Origin of the sequence: Streptomyces olivochromogenes, from assembly GCF_001514115.1 — a bacterium.
Classification (GTDB): Bacteria; Actinomycetota; Actinomycetes; order Streptomycetales; family Streptomycetaceae; genus Streptomyces; species Streptomyces olivochromogenes.
In genome coordinates this window covers 346,578-365,265 of the sequence record NZ_KQ948455.1, presented here as the reverse complement: position 1 = coordinate 365,265, position 18,688 = coordinate 346,578, and the positions used below count along the sequence as shown (strand labels likewise).

At 69.8% G+C, this 18,688-nt stretch carries 14 protein-coding genes and 1 riboswitch; of the genes, 10 read left to right on the top strand and 4 right to left on the bottom strand.

Going from position 1 to position 18,688, the window contains the following annotated elements; all coding sequences use genetic code 11:
- Positions 1-278 precede the first annotated feature (278 nt).
- Positions 279-1,064: a glucosamine-6-phosphate deaminase gene (nagB, locus tag AQJ27_RS16735; protein ID WP_067368702.1), complete on the top strand. Its 786-nt coding sequence runs from the start codon at positions 279-281 to the stop codon at positions 1,062-1,064.
- Between the two features lie 115 nt (positions 1,065-1,179).
- On the opposite strand, the gene AQJ27_RS16730 is transcribed toward nagB, so the two are convergent.
- From AQJ27_RS16730 to AQJ27_RS16715, 4 genes are all read right to left on the bottom strand, one after another.
- Positions 1,180-2,691, bottom strand: coding sequence for a glycoside hydrolase family 3 protein (locus AQJ27_RS16730; RefSeq protein WP_067368699.1), 1,512 nt, complete (start codon positions 2,689-2,691; stop codon positions 1,180-1,182).
- A gap of 9 nt (positions 2,692-2,700) precedes the next feature.
- The gene (locus tag AQJ27_RS16725) at positions 2,701-3,549 is read right to left on the bottom strand and encodes a carbohydrate ABC transporter permease (RefSeq protein ID WP_067368696.1); all 849 of its coding nucleotides are present in this window, start codon (positions 3,547-3,549) and stop codon (positions 2,701-2,703) included.
- Positions 3,546-4,532, bottom strand: a complete 987-nt coding sequence (locus AQJ27_RS16720; protein ID WP_067368693.1) for a carbohydrate ABC transporter permease — start codon at positions 4,530-4,532, stop codon at positions 3,546-3,548. Before AQJ27_RS16720 ends, AQJ27_RS16725 begins: the two co-directional genes overlap by 4 nt.
- Positions 4,533-5,499: 967 nt before the next feature.
- Positions 5,500-6,786, bottom strand: coding sequence for an extracellular solute-binding protein (locus AQJ27_RS16715; RefSeq protein ID WP_067368690.1), 1,287 nt, complete (start codon positions 6,784-6,786; stop codon positions 5,500-5,502).
- Positions 6,787-7,211: 425 nt separating this feature from the next.
- Here AQJ27_RS16715 and AQJ27_RS16710 point away from each other — a divergent pair, with 425 nt between their 5' ends.
- The 9 genes from AQJ27_RS16710 to AQJ27_RS16670 all read left to right on the top strand — a co-directional run bounded on the left by AQJ27_RS16710 (position 7,212) and on the right by AQJ27_RS16670 (position 18,673).
- A complete protein-coding gene (locus AQJ27_RS16710; protein WP_054228140.1) occupies positions 7,212-7,976 on the top strand; it encodes a GntR family transcriptional regulator in 765 nt (254 codons plus the stop codon).
- A 116-nt stretch (positions 7,977-8,092) separates the two neighbouring features.
- Entirely contained in the window at positions 8,093-8,374 is a 282-nt protein-coding gene (locus AQJ27_RS16705; RefSeq protein ID WP_096239848.1) for a DUF3311 domain-containing protein, read from the top strand.
- On the top strand, positions 8,371-9,981 hold the full coding sequence (mctP, locus tag AQJ27_RS16700; RefSeq protein WP_067368687.1) for a monocarboxylate uptake permease MctP: 1,611 nt from the start codon (positions 8,371-8,373) through the stop codon (positions 9,979-9,981). Before AQJ27_RS16705 ends, mctP begins: the two co-directional genes overlap by 4 nt.
- Before the next feature lie 243 nt (positions 9,982-10,224).
- Positions 10,225-10,731, top strand: coding sequence for a GNAT family N-acetyltransferase (locus AQJ27_RS16695; RefSeq protein WP_067368684.1), 507 nt, complete (start codon positions 10,225-10,227; stop codon positions 10,729-10,731).
- A gap of 52 nt (positions 10,732-10,783) precedes the next feature.
- Positions 10,784-10,922: riboswitch (cobalamin riboswitch) on the top strand.
- Positions 10,923-11,042: 120 nt separating this feature from the next.
- The gene (locus AQJ27_RS16690; protein WP_067368680.1) at positions 11,043-13,442 is read left to right on the top strand and encodes a ribonucleoside-diphosphate reductase subunit alpha; all 2,400 of its coding nucleotides are present in this window, start codon (positions 11,043-11,045) and stop codon (positions 13,440-13,442) included.
- Complete coding sequence (locus tag AQJ27_RS16685) at positions 13,442-14,455, top strand: ribonucleotide-diphosphate reductase subunit beta (RefSeq protein WP_054228144.1); 1,014 nt, start codon at positions 13,442-13,444, stop codon at positions 14,453-14,455. The genes AQJ27_RS16690 and AQJ27_RS16685 overlap by 1 nt, the downstream gene beginning before the upstream one ends.
- 407 nt (positions 14,456-14,862) lie before the next feature.
- A complete protein-coding gene (locus tag AQJ27_RS16680) occupies positions 14,863-16,944 on the top strand; it encodes a putative Ig domain-containing protein (protein WP_067369321.1) in 2,082 nt (693 codons plus the stop codon).
- Positions 16,945-17,043: 99 nt separating this feature from the next.
- Positions 17,044-17,502 (top strand): hypothetical protein, encoded by a 459-nt coding sequence (locus AQJ27_RS16675; protein ID WP_067368677.1) that lies wholly within the window; start codon positions 17,044-17,046, stop codon positions 17,500-17,502.
- Between the two features lie 208 nt (positions 17,503-17,710).
- Complete coding sequence (locus AQJ27_RS16670) at positions 17,711-18,673, top strand: GlxA family transcriptional regulator (RefSeq protein WP_067368675.1); 963 nt, start codon at positions 17,711-17,713, stop codon at positions 18,671-18,673.
- Positions 18,674-18,688: the final 15 nt, after the last annotated feature.

Sequence of the window (18,688 nt, the reverse complement as noted above, 5' to 3'; positions counted from 1 at the left end):
GAAGCGCGGTGGTACGAGGTGGAGCGCGGTGGGGCGGTGCGTGCGGTGCGGATCGCGGAGATCGGTATCAGCATCTCATCGCCCGTGGGCAGGGCTTTGTCCGGTGTGCCGCTACTCACGGGGGTGGCGAGCGGGCGTCCGGGCGGCGGGCCCGGACGCGTCGAGAAGTCGGCGACGGACAACGGGCCGCGGGTGGGACTCCTTTGCTAGATTGGTCTACACCACATGTGTTCCCTCACGGTTCCCGGCGAGCCACTCTCCAGATCGGCAGGCCCAGCGTGGAAGTTGTCATCGTTCCCGACGCCAAGGCGGGCGGCGAACTGATCGCCGAGGCCATGGCGGAGCTGCTCCGGCGCAAGCCCGACGCTCTGCTCGGCGTGGCCACCGGCTCGACGCCGCTGCCCATCTACCAGGCGCTGGCGGCGAAGGTCGGCTCCGGTGCCGTGGACGCCTCGCGGGCGCGGGTCGCCCAGCTCGACGAGTACGTGGGACTGCCGGCCGAGCACCCCGAGTCGTACCGCTCGGTGCTGCGGCGCGAGGTGCTCGAACCGCTGGGGTTGGGCATGGACGCGTTCATGGGCCCGGACGGCACGGCCGAGGACGTGCAGGCCGCGTGTCAGGCGTACGACAAGGCGCTGGCCACGGCCGGTGGCGTCGACCTGCAGCTGCTCGGGATCGGCACCGACGGGCACATCGGGTTCAACGAGCCCTGCTCCTCGCTCGCCTCGCGGACCCGGATCAAGACGCTGACCGAGCAGACCAGGGTCGACAACGCGCGGTTCTTCGGGGGCGACATCGAGCAGGTGCCGCACCACGTCATCACCCAGGGCATCGGCACGATCCTGGAGGCACGGCATCTCGTCCTGCTGGCCACGGGCGAGGGCAAGGCGGACGCGGTCGCCGCGACCGTGGAGGGGCCGGTGGCCGCGGTGTGCCCCGCCTCGGCGCTCCAGCTCCACCCGCACGCCACGGTCGTCGTGGACGAGGCCGCCGCGTCCAAGCTGAAGCTGGCGGACTACTTCCGGCACACGTTCGCGAACAAGCCGGACTGGCAGGGGATCTGACCCCGAAGGCGCGAAGAAGGGCACTGCGGGGAAGAAGGAGAACGAGGAAGGTGCCGGACCCCGGGGGTCCGGCACCTTCCTCGTTCTCCTTCTCGGTTCTCCCTCTCGCGGGCCGTCACTCCCCCGCGATGACCTCCGCCGCCGCCCGGCCGCACACCCTCGCCGCGCCGTGCGTGGCGATGTGGAGGGCGCCCCGGGGCGGGGCCTGGGGGATGCCCATCTCGACCACGATCGTGTCGGGGCGTTCCCCCAACAGTGTGTCCAGGGCGGCCGCCATCCAGGGGTGCCGGTGTTCATCGCGGACGACGGCGACGACGCGGCGGGGGCCCGCGGCGGCCAGGACAGCCGTTGCCGCCCCCTCCCCCGCGAAGCTGCCCGTCTCCGTGCCGGGCAGCAGCCGGGCCAGTTCCGCGGCCACGCCCCAGGGGGTCTCGTCACCGACGGCGATGTTCGCCACGGGGGTGAAGGCGGCGACGAACGGCGCCGCGCCCACCGGCTCGCACGACGGCGCGCGTGTCACCGTCAGCGCGCGTCGGGCGGCGACGAGCCCCACGTCCGCCGGCTCCCGCTCGGCGGCCTGCGGAGCAGCGGAGGCCGCCGCCGTCCAACGGGCCAGCGCCCGTACCCGCTCCGCCGCGTCCGCGAGGCGCTCCTCGGGGAGTTCACCGGTGCGCACCGCCGTGACGAGGGCGTCGCGCAGGCGCCGTACCGTCTCGTCGTCCGCGAGCCCGCCGCCCACGCAGATCGCGTCCGCGCCGGCCGCGATGGCGAGGACGCTGCCCCGCTCGATGCCGTACGTCCCGGCGATGGCCTGCATCTCCATGCCGTCGGTGACGATGAGGCCGTCGTAGCCGAGTTCCTCGCGGAGCAGGCCGGTGAGGATGCGGCGGGAGAGGGTGGCCGGGCGGTCCGGGTCCAGCGCCGGGACCAGGATGTGCGCGCTCATCACGGCGCGTGTGCCCGCGGCGATCGCGGCACGGAACGGGGCGAGTTCGCGGGCCTCGATGACCGACAGGTCGGCGTCGATGCGCGGCAGCGCGTGGTGCGAGTCGACCGCCGTGTCACCGTGGCCGGGGAAGTGCTTGGTGCAGGCCGCGACGCCCGCGGACTGGAGCCCGGTGACGTAGGCGGCGGTGTGCCGGGCCACCAGGTCGGTGTCGGCGCCGAAGGACCGTACGCCGATGACCGGGTTGTCGGGATTGGAGTTCACGTCCGCGGAGGGGGCCCAGTTCAGGTTCACTCCGCAGGCCGCGAGTCGGTGGCCGAGTGCCGAGGCCACCGCCCGCGTCAGCTCCACGTCGTCGACCGCGCCCAGCGCGTGGTTGCCGGGGTAGGAGGAGCCGGCGCGGACCTCGAGGCGGGTGACGTCGCCGCCCTCCTCGTCGATGGCGACCAGGACGTCGTCGCGCTCCGCGCGCAACTGGGCGGTCAGGGCCGCGAGTTGTTCGGGAGAGGCGATGTTCCGGCCGAACAGGCCGACGGCGGCGAGCCCTTCCCCGAGGCGGCGCAGCAGCCAGTCGGGGGCGGTGGTTCCGGTGAAGCCGGGCTGGAGGACGGTGAGCGCGTCGCGTGCCAAGCCGTTCCGGTCGGAAGAGGACGCGGTCGTACCACTGGCGAGTGTCGTCATCGGGGGGCGTTATCCCTTCACGGCGCCCGCGGTCAGCCCCGCGGCCATCTTGCGCTGGACGATGAGGAAGAGCACGACGATCGGCACGGCCATCATCGTGGCGCCGGCCATCATCGGGGCGTACTCGGTGCCGTGCTTGGTGGTGAAGTTGCCGAGCCAGACGGTGGCGGTCTGGTGCTCCTGGCTCATGAGCATCAGGGCGTAGAGGTACTCGTTCCAGGCCTGGATGAACGCGTACACGGACGTGGCGACCATGCCGGGCGCGAGCAGCGGGAAGACCACCCGTATGAAGGCTCCGGTGCGCGAGCAGCCGTCGACCATGGCCGCCTCCTCCAGCTCCTTCGGGATGTTGACGATGAAGCCGCGCAGCGTCCACACCGTGAAGGGGAGGATGAAGGTCAGGTACGTGATGATCAGGCCGGTGAGCTTGTCGTACTGGTTCAGGTCGTTGAGCAGCAGGAAGACCGGGATGATCATGGCGACCAGCGGGATCATCTGGACCGCGAGGATGCCGACGATCACGATCTTGCGGCCGCGGAAGGCGAAGCGGGAGATGGCCAGCGCGGCCAGCATCCCCACCACGACGCCGATCACGACGACCGACAGGGAGACGATCAGGCTGCGGCCTACGGGGCCCCAGAAGTCCGCGATGTCCAGCGCGCGACGGAAGTTGTCGAGCGTGAGCCCCGTGGGGAACAGGCTCGGGTCCGGGTCGATGGCGTCCTTCGCCGGCTTGAACGCCGTGTTCAGCATCCAGTAGACGGGGAAGCCCGCGGTGACGAAGACGAGGAGGCCGAGGAGGTTCCAGCCGAGCTTGGACTTCCCCCGGCGGCGGCCCGCCGTGGCGAGGGTGCTCATTCGACCTCTCCGATCTGCAGCATCTGACGCATGTACACGGCGACCACGCCCAGCAGCAACAGCACGGTCAGCAGGGCGATCGCCGACCCCTGCGCGTAGTCGTTGACGACGAAGGCGCGGTCGTAGGAGTAGGTGGTGAGCAGTTGGAACTCCGCCTCCGGGTGGCCGCCCCGCATCACGAAGACCTGCGGGAAGACGCCCATGTCCCAGATGACGGAGAGCGTCGTGAGCATCACGACGATGGGCTTGAGGATCGGGAGCGTGACGTAACGGAAGACGCCCCAGGCGCCGGCGCCGTCCAGCCGGGCCGCCTCCTCCAGTTCGCTCGGCACCTGGGTCAGCCCCGCGCTGAGTGTGATGACGACGAACGGCACCGCGCCCCACACCACCAGGAGCATGATCACGGCCAGTCCCTGGGGGCCGCTGGCGAACCAGTTGTGGCCGATCATGTCGACGCCCGGCAGCTTGCTCAGCAGTGCGTTGAAGACGCCGTAGTCGGAGTCGAAGAGCCACTTGAAGACGGTGGTGGCCACGATGATGGGCATGCCCCAGCTGGCCACCAGCGCGATGTTGATCAGCGTCTTCACCCAGCCCGAGACGCGCTGGAGGAGCAGCGCGATCAGCATGCCGATGACCATGGTGAAGACGACGGACCCGACGGCGAAGACGATGGTGCGGACGACGACCGTCCAGAACTCGCTGTCGCCCAGCACCTTGCCGAAGTTGTCGAAACCGACCGACTCGGCCGGCTGGAAGCCCCACAGCTGGGACTGTCCGAACTTCTGGAAGGAGAGGGTGACCAGGCGGACCAACGGATAGCCCATGACCAGCGCGAGGATCAGCAGACAGGGCGCGAGCAGGGCCCAGGGGACCGCCGCTCCGCCCGAGGTCCGCCTTCTGCGTGGCGCCTTGGGGACGGCCGGTGGCGGTGCCTGCCGCGGCGGCGGCACCTTGGCGGGGGTGGTCGTGTCTGCGGCACTCATCGCGCGCTCCTCAGCGGTCCCTCAGGTCGTACGTGGTCGAAGCCCCGCACGGGGTCGTACGCGGGGCAGGCCCCACACGGTCGAACACAGGCGAAACACGCCCGGGCCGTACGCGGCCGGCGCCCCGCACGGTCGTACGCGGCCCGGCTCCGCACGGTCTGCACGGGGGCGGACCCTCGCGATCGCGCGCGGGGCGGACCCTCGCGGTCGTACAGGGCCCAAAACCCGGCGCGGCCGTATCCGGGCGAAAGCCACCCAGATCACACACGGCCCGAGCCCCACACGGTGGTACACGGTCCGAACCCCGCACGATCGTGCGCGGTTCGGGCCCCGCGCGGGTCGTGCACGGGGGCGGACCCCCGCGGTCGCACACGGGCCGAGCCCGCACAGGTCATGCACAGGGGCGGGCCCCCGCGGTCGTACGCGGGGCGCTCGCCGGGGCGGGCCCTCTCGGTCGTGCGCGAGGCGGCCCGGCCGGTCCTGGCCCGCCCTGCCCCGTCCTGCTCGGTCCTGCTCGGTCCTGCTGGGTCCTGCTGGGTCCGAGTCCGGTGCGGGTCGGGCGGGGTCCGAGTCCGGTGCGGGTCGGGCGGGGTCCGAACCTGGTGCGGCCGGTTCCGGTCGGGGGCCGCCCGGGTCGTAGTCCGGCCGGACCCACCCGGTCGTACGCGGCCCGGGCCCTCCCGGTCGTACGCGGCCCGGCCTCGCACGGTTGTACGCGGCCGGGGCCCCGCGCGGTCGTACGGCGCCGGGTCCCGCATGGTCGTGCGGGAAGCGGTAGGAACCCGGGCCCGAAGAGGACCCCGGCGGGCGCGCCCGGGAACATCCCGGGGATCGCCCCGGACGTACTCGGACGTACCCCCGGAGGCACACCCCGGACGGACCCGGGTCAGACCCCGGGCGGACCCTGGACGCACCCCGGGTGTAGCCCCGGACGTGCCCCGGGGGCCCACCACGCCCCGCGCTCATGTCACTTGGTGTTGATGACCTTGTCGATCGCGGCGTCCGCATCCTTCGCGGCGGCCTCGACCGACTTCTTGCCGGTGCCGATGTTCTGCAGCATGGTCTGCAGGACCTGGGCCTTCTCGACCTGGCCCCAGCCGGGAGCCATCGGCACGAACCAGTTGGACTCGGCCGCGGTGGCCGGAACCACCGTCGCCGGGTCGTTCTTGAGGGTGGCGAGGTCGGTCTTGTTGTTGGGCAGGTTGCCCTTGGCCATCAGACCCTTCTGACCGGCGGAGCCCGTGAAGGCGTTGATCCACTCGGCGGCGAGCGCCTGCGCCTTGGACTTCACCGGGACGGCGAGGTCGGAACCACCGAGGAAGACGGGGAGGTTCTTGCCGGACGGGCCGGGCATCACGAAGTTCTCGAGGTTGCCCTTGAGCTTGCCGGTCTTGTCGTTCTTCGGGTCCTCGGAGGTCGCACCCTCCCACGCGGCGCCGAAGATCATGGCGGACTTGCCCTGGCCGTAGACGATGTAACGGTCGGACTCGTCCTTGGTCTTGTCGCCGTGCATGTACTTGTCGACGATGGTCTTCCAGTCGTTGAGTCCCTTGATGGACTCCGGAGACGACAGGCTGGCCTTCCACTGGCCGCCGTCCTCCTTGGCGATGGAGCCGCCGGCGTCGTAGACGAAGGACATCGCGGCGTACCAGTCACGCGTCGGCTGGTACCAGGCGCTGAACTTGCTCCCCTCCTTCTTCTGGATCTTGTCCAGGTCGGAGATGAGCTCCGTGTACGTCTTCGGCGGCGTCTTGACACCGACCGAAGCCGCCACGTCCTTGCGCCAGTTGCCGACGCGGCCACCGGCGTAGTACGGCACGCCGTAGGTCTTGCCGTCGTAGGTGACGGAGGCCTTCAGGCCGTCCAGCCACGCGGCCGAGTTGTCGAGCTTCGACGCGTCGATGGGGGCGAAGGCGCCCTTGACCATGTAGCCGAGCATCTCGGTGTTGCCCATCTCGACCACGTCGGGCGCCTTGTCGGTGGCGAGGACCGCGTCGAGCTTGGTGTTCTTGTCCGGCCAGCCGTAGTACTCGTGGTTGATCTTGACGCCCGGGTGCGCCTTCTGCACCGCCGCGTCGGCGGCCTTCACCAGCTCGGGCCAGTTGTTCTGCGCGTCCACCGTGAGCCAGACGGTCAGTGCTTTCGCGTCCGCGCCCTTGTCCGACCCCCCGGACTTGTTGTCGCTGCTCCCGCACGCCGCGATGGAGACCATCATGCCCGCGATACCGATCGCGGCTGCCAGCTTCCGCTTCACGCCACCCTCCTCAGGGATGCCATAAACCCCCCTGCCCACCGCGGTGACACATGCCGAAGCGCTGCCGAGTACTGCCCGTGGGACTGGGACTGGACCAATGGTGTAGACCAGTACGGGGAGCTTGGCCTAGACCTAGAGGGGTGTCAAGGGTGTGTAAGCCCGACTGGTCGTCCGTTATGGGACCTACATATGCAAGGACCTTTAAGTAGGTAAGTGGCATAAACGGCGGGGCCGTTCACCGGCCTCTCGCGCCTCCCGATCGCCCCGAGTCCACACTATGGACTAGACCAACGGGTACGCCGACGGTATATAGAGGGGATCACGGAGCGTGCGGGGGGACACTCGCACACGAAGCCGTGCCACGATGTGAGCCGTGACCGACGGGATGTCGGTCGCTTCGGCACCCGGAGCCGGGAAGGCAGAGCATGAGCACCGACGTCAGCAGTGCGGAGAACGAGGGTGGGGCCCCCATCCGTACCGCGCGCGTGCCCAAGTACTACCGCCTCAAGAAGCATCTGCTCGACATGACGGAGACACTGCCGCCCGGCACGCCCGTACCGCCCGAGCGCACCCTCGCCGCCGAGTTCGACACCTCGCGCACGACCGTGCGCCAGGCCCTCCAGGAACTGGTCGTCGAGGGCCGCCTCGAACGTATCCAGGGCAAGGGCACGTTCGTCGCGAAGCCCAAGGTCTCCCAGGCGCTCCAGCTCACCTCGTACACCGAGGACATGCGCGCCCAGGGCCTTGAACCCACCTCGCAGCTCCTGGACATCGGCTACATCACCGCCGACGACACCCTCGCCGAGCTGCTCGACATCTCGGCCGGCGGCCGGGTGCTGCGCATCGAGCGGCTGCGCCTCGCGAGCGGCGAGCCGATGGCCATCGAGACGACCCACCTCTCCGCGAAGCGCTTCCCCGCCCTGCGCCGCAGCCTGGTGAAGTACACGTCCCTCTACACCGCGCTCGCCGAGGTGTACGACGTCCATCTCGCCGAGGCCGAGGAGACCATCGAGACCTCGCTGGCCACCCCGCGTGAGGCCGGCCTGCTCGGCACCGATGTCGGTCTGCCCATGCTGATGCTCTCCCGGCACTCGCTGGACCGGCAGGGCGAGCCGGTGGAGTGGGTGCGGTCGGTGTACCGGGGCGACCGGTACAAGTTCGTGGCACGGCTCAAGCGCCCGCAGGAGTAGCGCACCTGCCACGTTGCCCGGACCGAGATACGGACGAGGGCTTCCGCTTGGCTGACACCGTCGCCTAGATTGCCTGCGCATTGCACAGGTGAACAGCGAGGGGACGGAGTCGCCGTATGTCAGACGTGTCCGACGTGCCAGACGCGCCGAAGGTCGAACCGCCGGTGGTGACACCGGTCCGGGTGGTCATCGCCCTGTGCCTGATCGCCCCGTTCGTGGCGATGCTGTGGGTCGGCTCCTACGCCAAGACCGACCCGGCGTTCATCGGCATCCCGTTCTTCTACTGGTACCAGATGCTGTGGGTGCTCGTGTCCACGGCGCTCACCGTGACCGCGTACCAGCTGTGGCAGCGTGACCAGCGCGCCCGCGCGTCCCAGGGCGGGGGTGCGGCGAAGTGAAGGACGGCGTGAACGGCGTCGCGCTCGGCGTCTTCATCTTCTTCTTCCTGGCCGTCACGGTCATGGGATTCCTGGCCGCGCGCTGGCGCAGGGCGGCCGACGAGCAGAGCCTCGACGAATGGGGCCTGGGCGGACGGTCGTTCGGCACCTGGGTCACCTGGTTCCTGCTCGGCGGCGACCTCTACACGGCGTACACCTTCGTCGCCGTACCGGCGGCGATCTACGCGGCGGGCGCGGCCGGCTTCTTCGCCGTGCCGTACACGATCCTCGTCTACCCGCTGATCTTCACGTTCCTCCCCCGCCTGTGGTCGGTCTCCCACAAGCACGGGTACGTGACGACCTCGGACTTCGTGCGCGGGCGCTTCGGTTCGAAGGGTCTGTCCCTCGCCGTGGCCGTGACCGGCATCCTCGCGACCATGCCGTACATCGCGCTCCAGCTGGTCGGCATCCAGGCCGTCCTGGACGTGATGGGCGTGGGCGGCGGCGAGAACACGAACTGGTTCGTGAAGGACCTTCCGCTCCTCATCGCGTTCGGCGTGCTGGCCGCGTACACCTACTCCTCGGGACTGCGGGCCCCCGCCCTGATCGCGTTCGTGAAGGACACCCTGATCTACATCGTGATCGCGGTGGCCATCATCTACATCCCGATCAAGCTGGGCGGGTTCGACGAGATCTTCAAGGCGGCGAGCGACAAGTACACGGCGGCGGGGGCGGGCGGGCTCGTGCCCGCCCAAGCGGGCCAGTGGACGTACGCCACGCTCGCGCTCGGATCGGCGCTCGCGCTGTTCATGTACCCGCACTCGATCACGGCGACGCTCTCCAGCCGCAGCCGTGAGGTGATCCGCCGCAACACCACGATCCTTCCTCTCTACTCCCTGATGCTGGGGCTGCTCGCCCTGCTCGGGTTCATGGCGATCGCGGCCGGGGTCAAGGTCACCAACGGCCAGCTCGCCATCCCCCAGCTCTTCGAGAACATGTTCCCGGACTGGTTCGCGGGGGTGGCCTTCGCGGCGATCGGTATCGGAGCGCTCGTACCGGCGGCCATCATGTCCATCGCGGCCGCGAACCTCTTCACCCGCAACATCTACAAGGACTTCATCAGGCCGGACGCCACCCCGCAGCAGGAGACCAGGGTCTCCAAGCTGGTGTCGCTCCTTGTGAAGGTGGGCGCGCTGGTCTTCGTCCTGACGATGGACAAGACGGTCGCGATCAACTTCCAGCTCCTGGGCGGCATCTGGATCCTCCAGACCTTCCCGGCGCTGGTCGGTGGCCTGTTCACCCGCTGGTTCCACCGCTGGGCGCTGCTCGGGGGCTGGGCGGTGGGCATGCTGTACGGCACGATCGCCGCGTACGGGGTCGCCTCTCCCACCCAGAAGCACTTCGGCGGCAGCTCGAAGGAGATCCCGGGCATCGGGGAGATCGGCTACCTCGGTCTGACGGCCTTCGTCCTGAACGTCGTGGTCAGCGTCGTCCTCACCTTCGCCCTCCGCGCCTTCAACGCGCCGGATGGCGTCGACGAGACGTCTCCGCAGGACTACACGGCGGACGCGGGCGACCCGGGCGTCGAGACGGAACTCCCGCCGGCCACGGCCGATTCCACCCACTGAGCCCGGGGGCTGCGCCCCCGGACCCCCGGGTGGGTACGTCGGCTGCGGGGCGGTGGGGGCTGGTCGCGCAGTTCCCCGCGCCCCTAAAAGCCTGGGGCGCGGGGCTGTGTATATATGCGGCTCCGCCGCGGGGCGCGCCAAGCCCCCACCCACCCGCAGCCGAAGAACCGCGCCAACAACCCCCACGGGCCGTCGGACAAAAATCCGGCGGCCCGTTCCGCGCCCTGTTGCACACTCACCGGCATGGACATCCGCATCAGAGACGCCCGCCCCCACGAATACGACCGCATCGGCGAGATCACCGCGCAGGCCTACCTCGGCGACGGCCTGCTCGACTTCGGGGAGAGCGACGAGTACCTCGGCGAACTGCGGGACGTGGCGAAACGAGCCACCGCCGCGGAGGTCCTCGTCGCCGTGGACCACGACCACGTCCTCGGCGCCGTGACCTTCGTACCGCGCGGCGGCCCCATGGCCGACATAGCCCGCTCCGGCGAAGCCGAGATCCGTATGCTCGCCGTCGCACGCGAGTCCCGCGGCCGAGGCGTCGGCGAGACCCTCGTCCGCGCCTGCGTCGAACACGCACGCGCCACCGCCGGCTGCGTACGCGTCGTGCTCTCCACCCAGCGCACCATGCACGCCGCCCACCGCATCTACGAACGCCTCGGCTTCACCCGCACCCCCGACCGTGACTGGAACCCGCTCCCGGAGCTCGACGACATCACTCTCCTCACCTACGAGTTGACACTCTGACACCGGCACGACACAACATCTGGTGGTGTCACCGCAGCCCGGCACAAGATGTATGCTCATGCTCGCTGTCGCCGCAGGGGAATCCGGTGCAAATCCGGAACTGTCCCGCAACGGTGTACTTGTACGTGTTCGCACACCCGCGCCCATGTACTCGCGTCAGTCCGAGGACCTGCCGACAGCGCGCCCGGCCATCCGGCCCGGGTGCATGACGTCCGGGCCTCGCGGAATGGGCCGGTGGACGCGACGCCGTGTGCGCTCGTGAGCTGCCCTGCCCTCCGCCAGGCCCCGTGCCGAGCGAGGGAGAGCCCCAAGTGACCATCGCGCCAGCCGACCCGGCTTCAGCTACCGCTTTCGTACAGCAGGAGCGGAAGCAGGTCTTGGTGGAGACGGACGGTCCCGGTACCACGCTGCTGCGTACCCTGACCGACCTCACCGCCGACCTCCCCGACGCCGACCCCGGCCGGGTCGCCGCCGCCGCGCTGCGCGGCCGGTCCGCGCACGCGGACGACACGGAGCTGCGCGAACTGGCCACCGAGGCGGCCGCTGGCCTCATCTCCGAGGACCCCGTCTACTCCCGGCTGGCGGCCAGGCTGCTGACGATCAGCATCGCGGCGGAGGCCGCCTCGCAGGGCGTCACGTCCTTCTCCGGGTCGATCGCCGCGGGTCACCGCGAGGGCCTGATCGCCGACCGCACGGCGGAGTTCGTCCGGCTCCACACGGCCCGGCTGGACGCGCTGATCGACACCGACGGCGACGACCGCTTCGGCTACTTCGGCCTGCGCACCCTGCACAGCCGCTATCTGCTGCGGCACCCGATCACCCGCAAGGTCATCGAGACGCCCCAGCACTTCATGCTGCGCGTGGCGTCGGGCCTGGCCGAGGACGACACGCACCGGGCCCTGGACGAGGTCGCGGCGCTCTACGGGCTCATGAGCCGCCTCGACTACCTTCCCTCCTCCCCCACGCTGTTCAACTCCGGTACGCGGCACCCGCAGATGTCGTCCTGCTACCTCCTCGACTCCCCGCTGGACGAGCTGGACTCCATCTACGACCGCTACCACCAGGTGGCCCGCCTCTCGAAGCACGCGGGTGGCATCGGTCTCTCGTACTCCCGGATCCGTTCGCGCGGTTCGCTGATCCGCGGTACGAACGGGCACTCCAACGGGATCGTCCCGTTCCTGAAGACCCTCGACGCCTCGGTCGCCGCGGTGAACCAGGGCGGCCGGCGCAAGGGCGCGGCCGCGGTCTACCTGGAGACCTGGCACTCCGACATCGAGGAGTTCCTGGAGCTGCGCGACAACACCGGTGAGGACGCCCGCCGTACGCACAACCTGAACCTCGCGCACTGGATCCCGGACGAGTTCATGCGCCGGGTCGACACCGACGGGCAGTGGTCCCTCTTCTCGCCCTCCGACGTGCCCGAGCTGGTCGACCTGTGGGGCGACGAGTTCGACGCGGCGTACCGCAGGGCGGAGGCGGCCGGCCTCGCCAAGAAGACCATCCCGGCCCGTGACCTCTACGGCCGCATGATGCGTACCCTCGCGCAGACCGGCAACGGCTGGATGACCTTCAAGGACGCCGCCAACCGCACCGCCAACCAGACGGCGGAGCCGGGCCACACCGTCCACTCCTCGAACCTCTGCACCGAGATCCTGGAGGTCACGGACGACGGGGAGACGGCGGTCTGCAACCTCGGCTCGGTCAACCTCGGCGCCTTCGTGGTCGACGGGGACATCGACTGGGAGCGGCTGGACGAGACGGTCCGCACCGCCGTCACCTTCCTCGACCGTGTCGTCGACATCAACTTCTACCCGACCGAGCAGGCCGGCCGGTCGAACGCGAAGTGGCGGCCCGTCGGCCTCGGCGCGATGGGCCTGCAGGACGTCTTCTTCAAGCTGCGCGTCCCCTTCGACTCCCCGCAGGCCAAGGCCCTCTCCACCCGCATCGCCGAGCGGATCATGCTCGCCGCGTACGAGGCCTCGGCCGACCTCGCGGAGCGCAGCGGCCCGCTCCCGGCCTGGGAGAAGACCCGTACGGCCCGTGGCGTCCTGCACCACGACCACTACGGCGTGGAGCTGACCTGGCCGGAGCGCTGGGCGGCCCTGCGGGAACGTATCGCCGCGGTCGGCATGCGCAACTCCCTCCTCCTCGCCATCGCGCCCACCGCCACCATCGCGTCCATCGCGGGCGTGTACGAGTGCATCGAGCCCCAGGTGTCCAACCTGTTCAAGCGCGAGACGCTCTCCGGTGAGTTCCTCCAGGTCAACTCCTACCTGGTGGACGAGCTGAAGAAGCTCGGCGTGTGGGACGCGCAGACCCGCGAGGCGCTGCGCGAGTCCAACGGTTCGGTGCAGGGCTTCACCTGGGTGCCGCAGGACGTCCGCGACCTGTACCGCACGGCCTGGGAGATCCCGCAGCGCGGCCTGATCGACATGGCCGCCGCCCGCACCCCGTTCCTGGACCAGGCGCAGTCCCTGAACCTCTTCCTGGAGACGCCGACCATCGGCAAGCTCTCCTCGATGTACGCGTACGCCTGGAAGTCGGGCCTGAAGACGACGTACTACCTGCGCTCCCGCCCGGCGACCCGTATCGCGCGCGCCGCCCAGGCGCAGGCCCAGCCCGAGAAGACCATCCCCGTGCAGGCGATCCCCGACGAGGACGCCGTCGCCTGCTCCCTTGAGAACCCCGAGTCCTGCGAGGCCTGCCAGTAATGAGCTCCACCGAAAAGAACCTGCTCGACCCGGGCTTCGAACTCACGCTCCGCCCCATGCGCTACCCCGACTTCTACGAGCGCTACCGGGACGCCATCAAGAACACCTGGACCGTGGAGGAGGTCGACCTCCACTCGGACGTGGCCGACCTCGCGAAGCTCTCGCAGGGCGAGCAGCACATGATCGGCCGGCTGGTCGCGTTCTTCGCGACGGGCGACTCGATCGTGTCGAACAACCTCGTGCTGACCCTCTACAAGCACATCAACTCCCCCGAGGCGCGCCTGTATCTCTCCAGGCAGCTGTTCGAGGAAGCGGTCCACGTCCAGTTCTATCTGACCCTGCTGGACACCTACCTCCCCGACCCGGAGGACCGCGCCGCCGCCTTCGACGCCGTCGAGAGCATCCCCTCGATCCGCGAGAAGGCCGAGTTCTGCTTCAAGTGGATGGACTCGGTGGAGAAGCTGGACCGCCTGGAGACCAAGGCGGACCGGCGTCGCTTCCTGCTGAACCTCATCTGTTTCGCCGCGTGCATCGAGGGCCTCTTCTTCTACGGCGCCTTCGCGTACGTCTACTGGTTCCGCAGCCGGGGTCTGCTGCACGGTCTCGCCACCGGCACCAACTGGGTGTTCCGCGACGAGACGATGCACATGTCCTTCGCCTTCGAGGTGGTGGACACCGTGCGCAAGGAGGAGCCGGAGCTCTTCGACGACCAGCTCCAGCAGCAGGTCACCGACATGCTGAGGGAGGCCGTCGAGGCCGAGCTGCAGTTCGCGCGCGACCTGTGCGGTGAGGGTCTGCCGGGCATGAACACCGACTCGATGCGCCAGTACCTGGAGTGCGTGGCCGACCAGCGTCTCCAGCGTCTCGGCTTCGCCCCGGTGTACGGATCCGAGAACCCCTTCTCCTTCATGGAGCTCCAGGGCGTCCAGGAGCTGACCAACTTCTTCGAGCGCCGCCCCTCGGCGTACCAGGTGGCGGTGGAGGGCTCGGTCGGCTTCGACGAGGACTTCTGACCGACGAGCACTTCTGACGGACGAGAACTTCCGGCGGTACGAGGACTTCTGACGGTACGACACCGGTGATGCCGGGCCGCATGTCGCGGCCCGGCATCACCGCGTCTCGTCCATGGGCCGTCCATGCACCGTCCATGGACCCCCTATGGGGCGGCAAAGTTCTTCGGGCGTGGCTATCCGGGCGTCATCGGCCCCGGCTAGGTTCTGGCCGTCCTGACATGTCACGTACAGCGGCATGACAGGACGGCTAAATTGGCATGCCCATGGCACATCCGCACTTCTCTCACGCTACGCGCGTCACGGGCCTGCCACGCAACGCCGAGAACCCCCACTTCCGGCTGTGGAGCCGTGTGCGGCCCTACCCCGGCCCGCACGGCACCCGCCTCAAACCGATGGAGGCAGCACCCATGCGTGAGACACCCCCCAGCAGGCCCGCCCGGCGACTGCGAAGACTTCTGACCGCCGCCGCGCCCGCCCTCGCCCTCACGGTCGCCGGACTCATGGCGGCCCCGGCCGCGAACGCGCAGCCGGCGCCGACCACCGCCAAGCCCTCCCGGGCCGCCCAGAACGCGAAGGCCCTGACCGCCCCGGCCGCGCAGGCCGTGCACTCCACGGGCAAGGCGGGCCAGAAGGTGCCGACCACGCACCTGTGCGGCGCCCCGACGGCCGGTCACGCGGCCTGTTTCGCGCAGCGCCGCACCGACATCAAGCAGAAGCTGGCCGCCGCGATCTCGCCGAACGCCGCCGCCGCGGTGTCCGGTCTGAGCCCGGCCAACCTGCACAGCGCCTACAACCTGCCCTCCACCGGCGGCTCCGGTCTGACCGTCGCCGTGGTCGACGCGTACAACGACCCCAACGCGGAGTCGGACCTCGCGACCTACCGTTCGCAGTTCGGCCTGTCGGCCTGCACCAAGGCCAACGGCTGCTTCAAGCAGGTCAGCCAGACCGGCTCGACCAGCTCCCTGCCGACCAACGACACCGGCTGGGCGGGTGAGGAAGCGCTCGACATCGACATGGTCAGCGCGGTCTGCCCGAACTGCAACATCGTCCTCGTCGAGGCCAACTCGGCCACCGACTCCGACCTCGGCACCGCCGAGAACGAGGCCGTGACGCTGGGCGCGAAGTTCGTCTCCAACAGCTGGGGCGGCTCCGAGTCCTCCTCGCAGACCAGCGAGGACACCTCGTACTTCAAGCACCCGGGCGTCGCCATCACCGTCTCCTCCGGTGACTCCGCCTACGGCGCCGAGTACCCGGCCACGTCCCAGTACGTGACCGCCGTCGGCGGCACCGCCCTGTCCACCAGCTCCAACAGCCGCGGCTGGACCGAGTCCGTGTGGAAGACCAGCAGCACCGAGGGCACCGGCTCCGGCTGCTCCGCCTACGACGCGAAGCCGAGCTGGCAGACCGACACCGGCTGCTCCAAGCGCATGGAGGCCGACGTCTCCGCGGTCGCCGACCCCGCCACCGGCGTGGCCGTCTACGACACCTACGGCGGCTCCGGCTGGGCGGTCTACGGCGGTACGAGTGCCTCCTCGCCGATCATCGCGGGTGTGTACGCCCTCGCGGGCACCCCGGGCTCCAGCGACTACCCGGCGAAGTACCCGTACTCCCACACCTCGAACCTGTACGACGTGACCAGCGGCAACAACGGCTCCTGCTCGCCCTCGTACTTCTGCACCGCGGCCACCGGCTACGACGGCCCGACCGGCTGGGGCACCCCGAACGGCACCACCGCCTTCGCCTCGGGCACCAGCACCGGCAACACGGTGACCGTCACCAACCCGGGCAGCCAGTCCACCGCCACCGGCGGTTCGGTCAGCCTGCAGATCTCGGCGAGCGACAGCGCGGGCGCGACCCTCACCTACAGCGCGAGCGGTCTGCCGACCGGTCTTTCGATCAGCAGCTCCACCGGTCTGATCTCCGGCACCGCGAGCACGGCGGGTACCTACAGCGTCACGGTCTCCGCCTCCGACAGCACGGGCGCCTCCGGCTCCGCCTCCTTCACCTGGACCGTCAGCACCTCCGGCGGTGGCACCTGCACCTCGGCGCAGCTGCTCGGCAACCCGGGCTTCGAGTCGGGCAACACGACCTGGACCGCGAGCAGTGGCGTGATCACCAACTCCAGCAGTGAGGCCGCGCACGCCGGTTCGTACAAGGCGTGGCTGGACGGCTACGGCTCGACGCACACCGACACGCTCTCCCAGTCGGTGACGATCCCGTCCGGCTGCAAGGCCAGCTTCACCTTCTACCTGCACATCGACACCGCGGAGACCACCACGAGCAGCCAGTACGACAAGCTGACGGTCACCGCCGGATCGACCACCCTGGCGACGTACTCGAACCTCAACGCCGCCTCCGGCTACGCCCAGAAGACCTTCGACCTGTCCTCGTTCGCCGGGTCCACCGTCACCCTGAAGTTCAGCGGTGTCGAGGACTCCTCGCTCCAGACCAGCTTCGTCGTCGACGACACCGCCGTCACGACCAGCTGACCGGTGGGGCCCTGGCCGGCGTCGCGGCCAGGGCCCTGTGTCCCTGTGTGGATCCTGATGCGGGGGTGGCACGTCCAAGCGACAAGGAGGTGCCACCCCATGCGCCGTACGACCCACCATCGGATCCTCGCCCTCACGGCCCTGACGCTGTTCCTCGCGGGCTGCGGCACACAGGGCGGCGGTGACGCGGGCGGCAGCCGCACCGTTTCGCCGTCCCCCACGACGAGCCACCAGAGCTGTGACACGGCTCCCGCGGAGCTCGGCGCCGCCGACACCGGCCACACGTACTGCCTCACGGCCGGCGGCGTACTGCGCCTCACCCTGGACGGCACCACCAGTCGGCCGTGGACACCCGTCAAGGTCAGCGGCACCGGGCTAGAGGCCACCAACAGCGGCATCGTCCTCCAGCCGGGCGACGCGAACTCCGCCTTCAAGGCGGTCTCGGCGGGAACGGTCCACCTCTCCTCCTCCCGGCCGCTCTGCGCGACCGCCCCGGGCAAGGTGTCGTGCAAGGGCATTCAGGAGTGGACGGTCACGGTGCTGGTCACGAAGTCCTAGCTGACGGTCGATGCGCCGCTCGTGGGCCGTGCCGATCAGCGCGGGCAGGGCCAGGACCACGAAGAGCGCGAGGACGGTCAGGATTCCGGCGGTGGTGTCCATGAGTGTCTTCATGAACACCACTGTCGTACCGCTCGCTCCTCGGCGTCAGTGGCAGGACTGCCGTACACCCTCGATTTCCTGCCACTGACGAGGCACACTGGCGGGCATGCTGAAAAACGTGGCCGCGGTCCTGCTCGACGGTGTGCACCCCTTCGAACTCGGGGTCGTCTGCGAGGTGTTCGGCATCGACCGCAGCGACGACGGCCTGCCCGTCTACGACTTCGCGGTCGCCTCCGCCGAGGGCCCGACCCTGAGCACCCACGCGGGGTTCTCGCTGACCACGGAGCACGGCCTGGAGCGGCTGGAGAGCGCCGACCTCATCGCTCTCCCCGCCGGGAACTCCTATGTGTCCCGGTCCTATCCGCCCGAACTGCTCGACGCCCTGCACCGCGCCACGGACCGCGGCGCCCGGGTGCTCAGCGTCTGCTCCGGCGTCTTCGTGCTCGGCGCGGCCGGGCTCCTCGACGGGCGTCGCTGCGCCGTGCACTGGCACCACGCCGAGGAGCTCACCCGGCAGTACCCGAAGGCGATCGTCGAACCGGACGTGCTGTACGTGGACGAGGACCCGGTGATCACCTCGGCCGGCACCGCCGCCGGAATCGACGCCTGTCTGCACATCGTCCGCAAGGAACAGGGCCCCGAGGTCGCCAACGCCATCGCCCGCCGGATGGTGGTGCCCCCGCACCGGGACGGCGGGCAGGCCCAGTACATCGAGCGCCCGCTGCCCCGCTCCACCTGCGACACGGTAGGCGAGGTGCTGGTGTGGATGGAGCGCCACCTCGACCGGGAAGTGACCGTCGAGCAGCTCGCGGCCCGCGCCCACATGTCCCCGCGCACCTTCGCGCGCCGCTTCCAGCAGGAGACCGGCACCACCCCGTACCGCTGGATCCTGCGCCAAAGGGTGCTGCTGGCACAGGAGTTGCTGGAGGCGTCGGACGAGACGATGGACGCGATCGCGGGCCGCACCGGGTTCGGCACCGCGGCCGCGCTGCGCCACCAGTTCGTCCGGAGCCTGGGGACGACCCCGCAGGCGTACCGGCGCACGTTCAGGGGCCCGCGGGCTGCCTGAACGCGCACCGGTACG

Bases quoted from the DNA above. Each gene is read 5' to 3' on its own strand.
- AQJ27_RS16730 (WP_067368699.1), bottom strand. From the start codon at position 2,691: ATGACGACACTCGCCAGTGGTACGACCGCGTCCTCTTCCGACCGGAAC.
- AQJ27_RS16725 (WP_067368696.1), bottom strand. From the start codon at position 3,549: ATGAGCACCCTCGCCACGGCGGGCCGCCGCCGGGGGAAGTCCAAGCTC.
- AQJ27_RS16720 (WP_067368693.1), bottom strand. From the start codon at position 4,532: ATGAGTGCCGCAGACACGACCACCCCCGCCAAGGTGCCGCCGCCGCGG.
- AQJ27_RS16710 (WP_054228140.1), top strand. From the start codon at position 7,212: ATGAGCACCGACGTCAGCAGTGCGGAGAACGAGGGTGGGGCCCCCATC.
- AQJ27_RS16705 (WP_096239848.1), top strand. From the start codon at position 8,093: ATGTCAGACGTGTCCGACGTGCCAGACGCGCCGAAGGTCGAACCGCCG.
- AQJ27_RS16695 (WP_067368684.1), top strand. From the start codon at position 10,225: ATGGACATCCGCATCAGAGACGCCCGCCCCCACGAATACGACCGCATC.
- AQJ27_RS16685 (WP_054228144.1), top strand. From the start codon at position 13,442: ATGAGCTCCACCGAAAAGAACCTGCTCGACCCGGGCTTCGAACTCACG.
- AQJ27_RS16680 (WP_067369321.1), top strand. From the start codon at position 14,863: ATGCGTGAGACACCCCCCAGCAGGCCCGCCCGGCGACTGCGAAGACTT.
- AQJ27_RS16675 (WP_067368677.1), top strand. From the start codon at position 17,044: ATGCGCCGTACGACCCACCATCGGATCCTCGCCCTCACGGCCCTGACG.
- AQJ27_RS16670 (WP_067368675.1), top strand. From the start codon at position 17,711: ATGCTGAAAAACGTGGCCGCGGTCCTGCTCGACGGTGTGCACCCCTTC.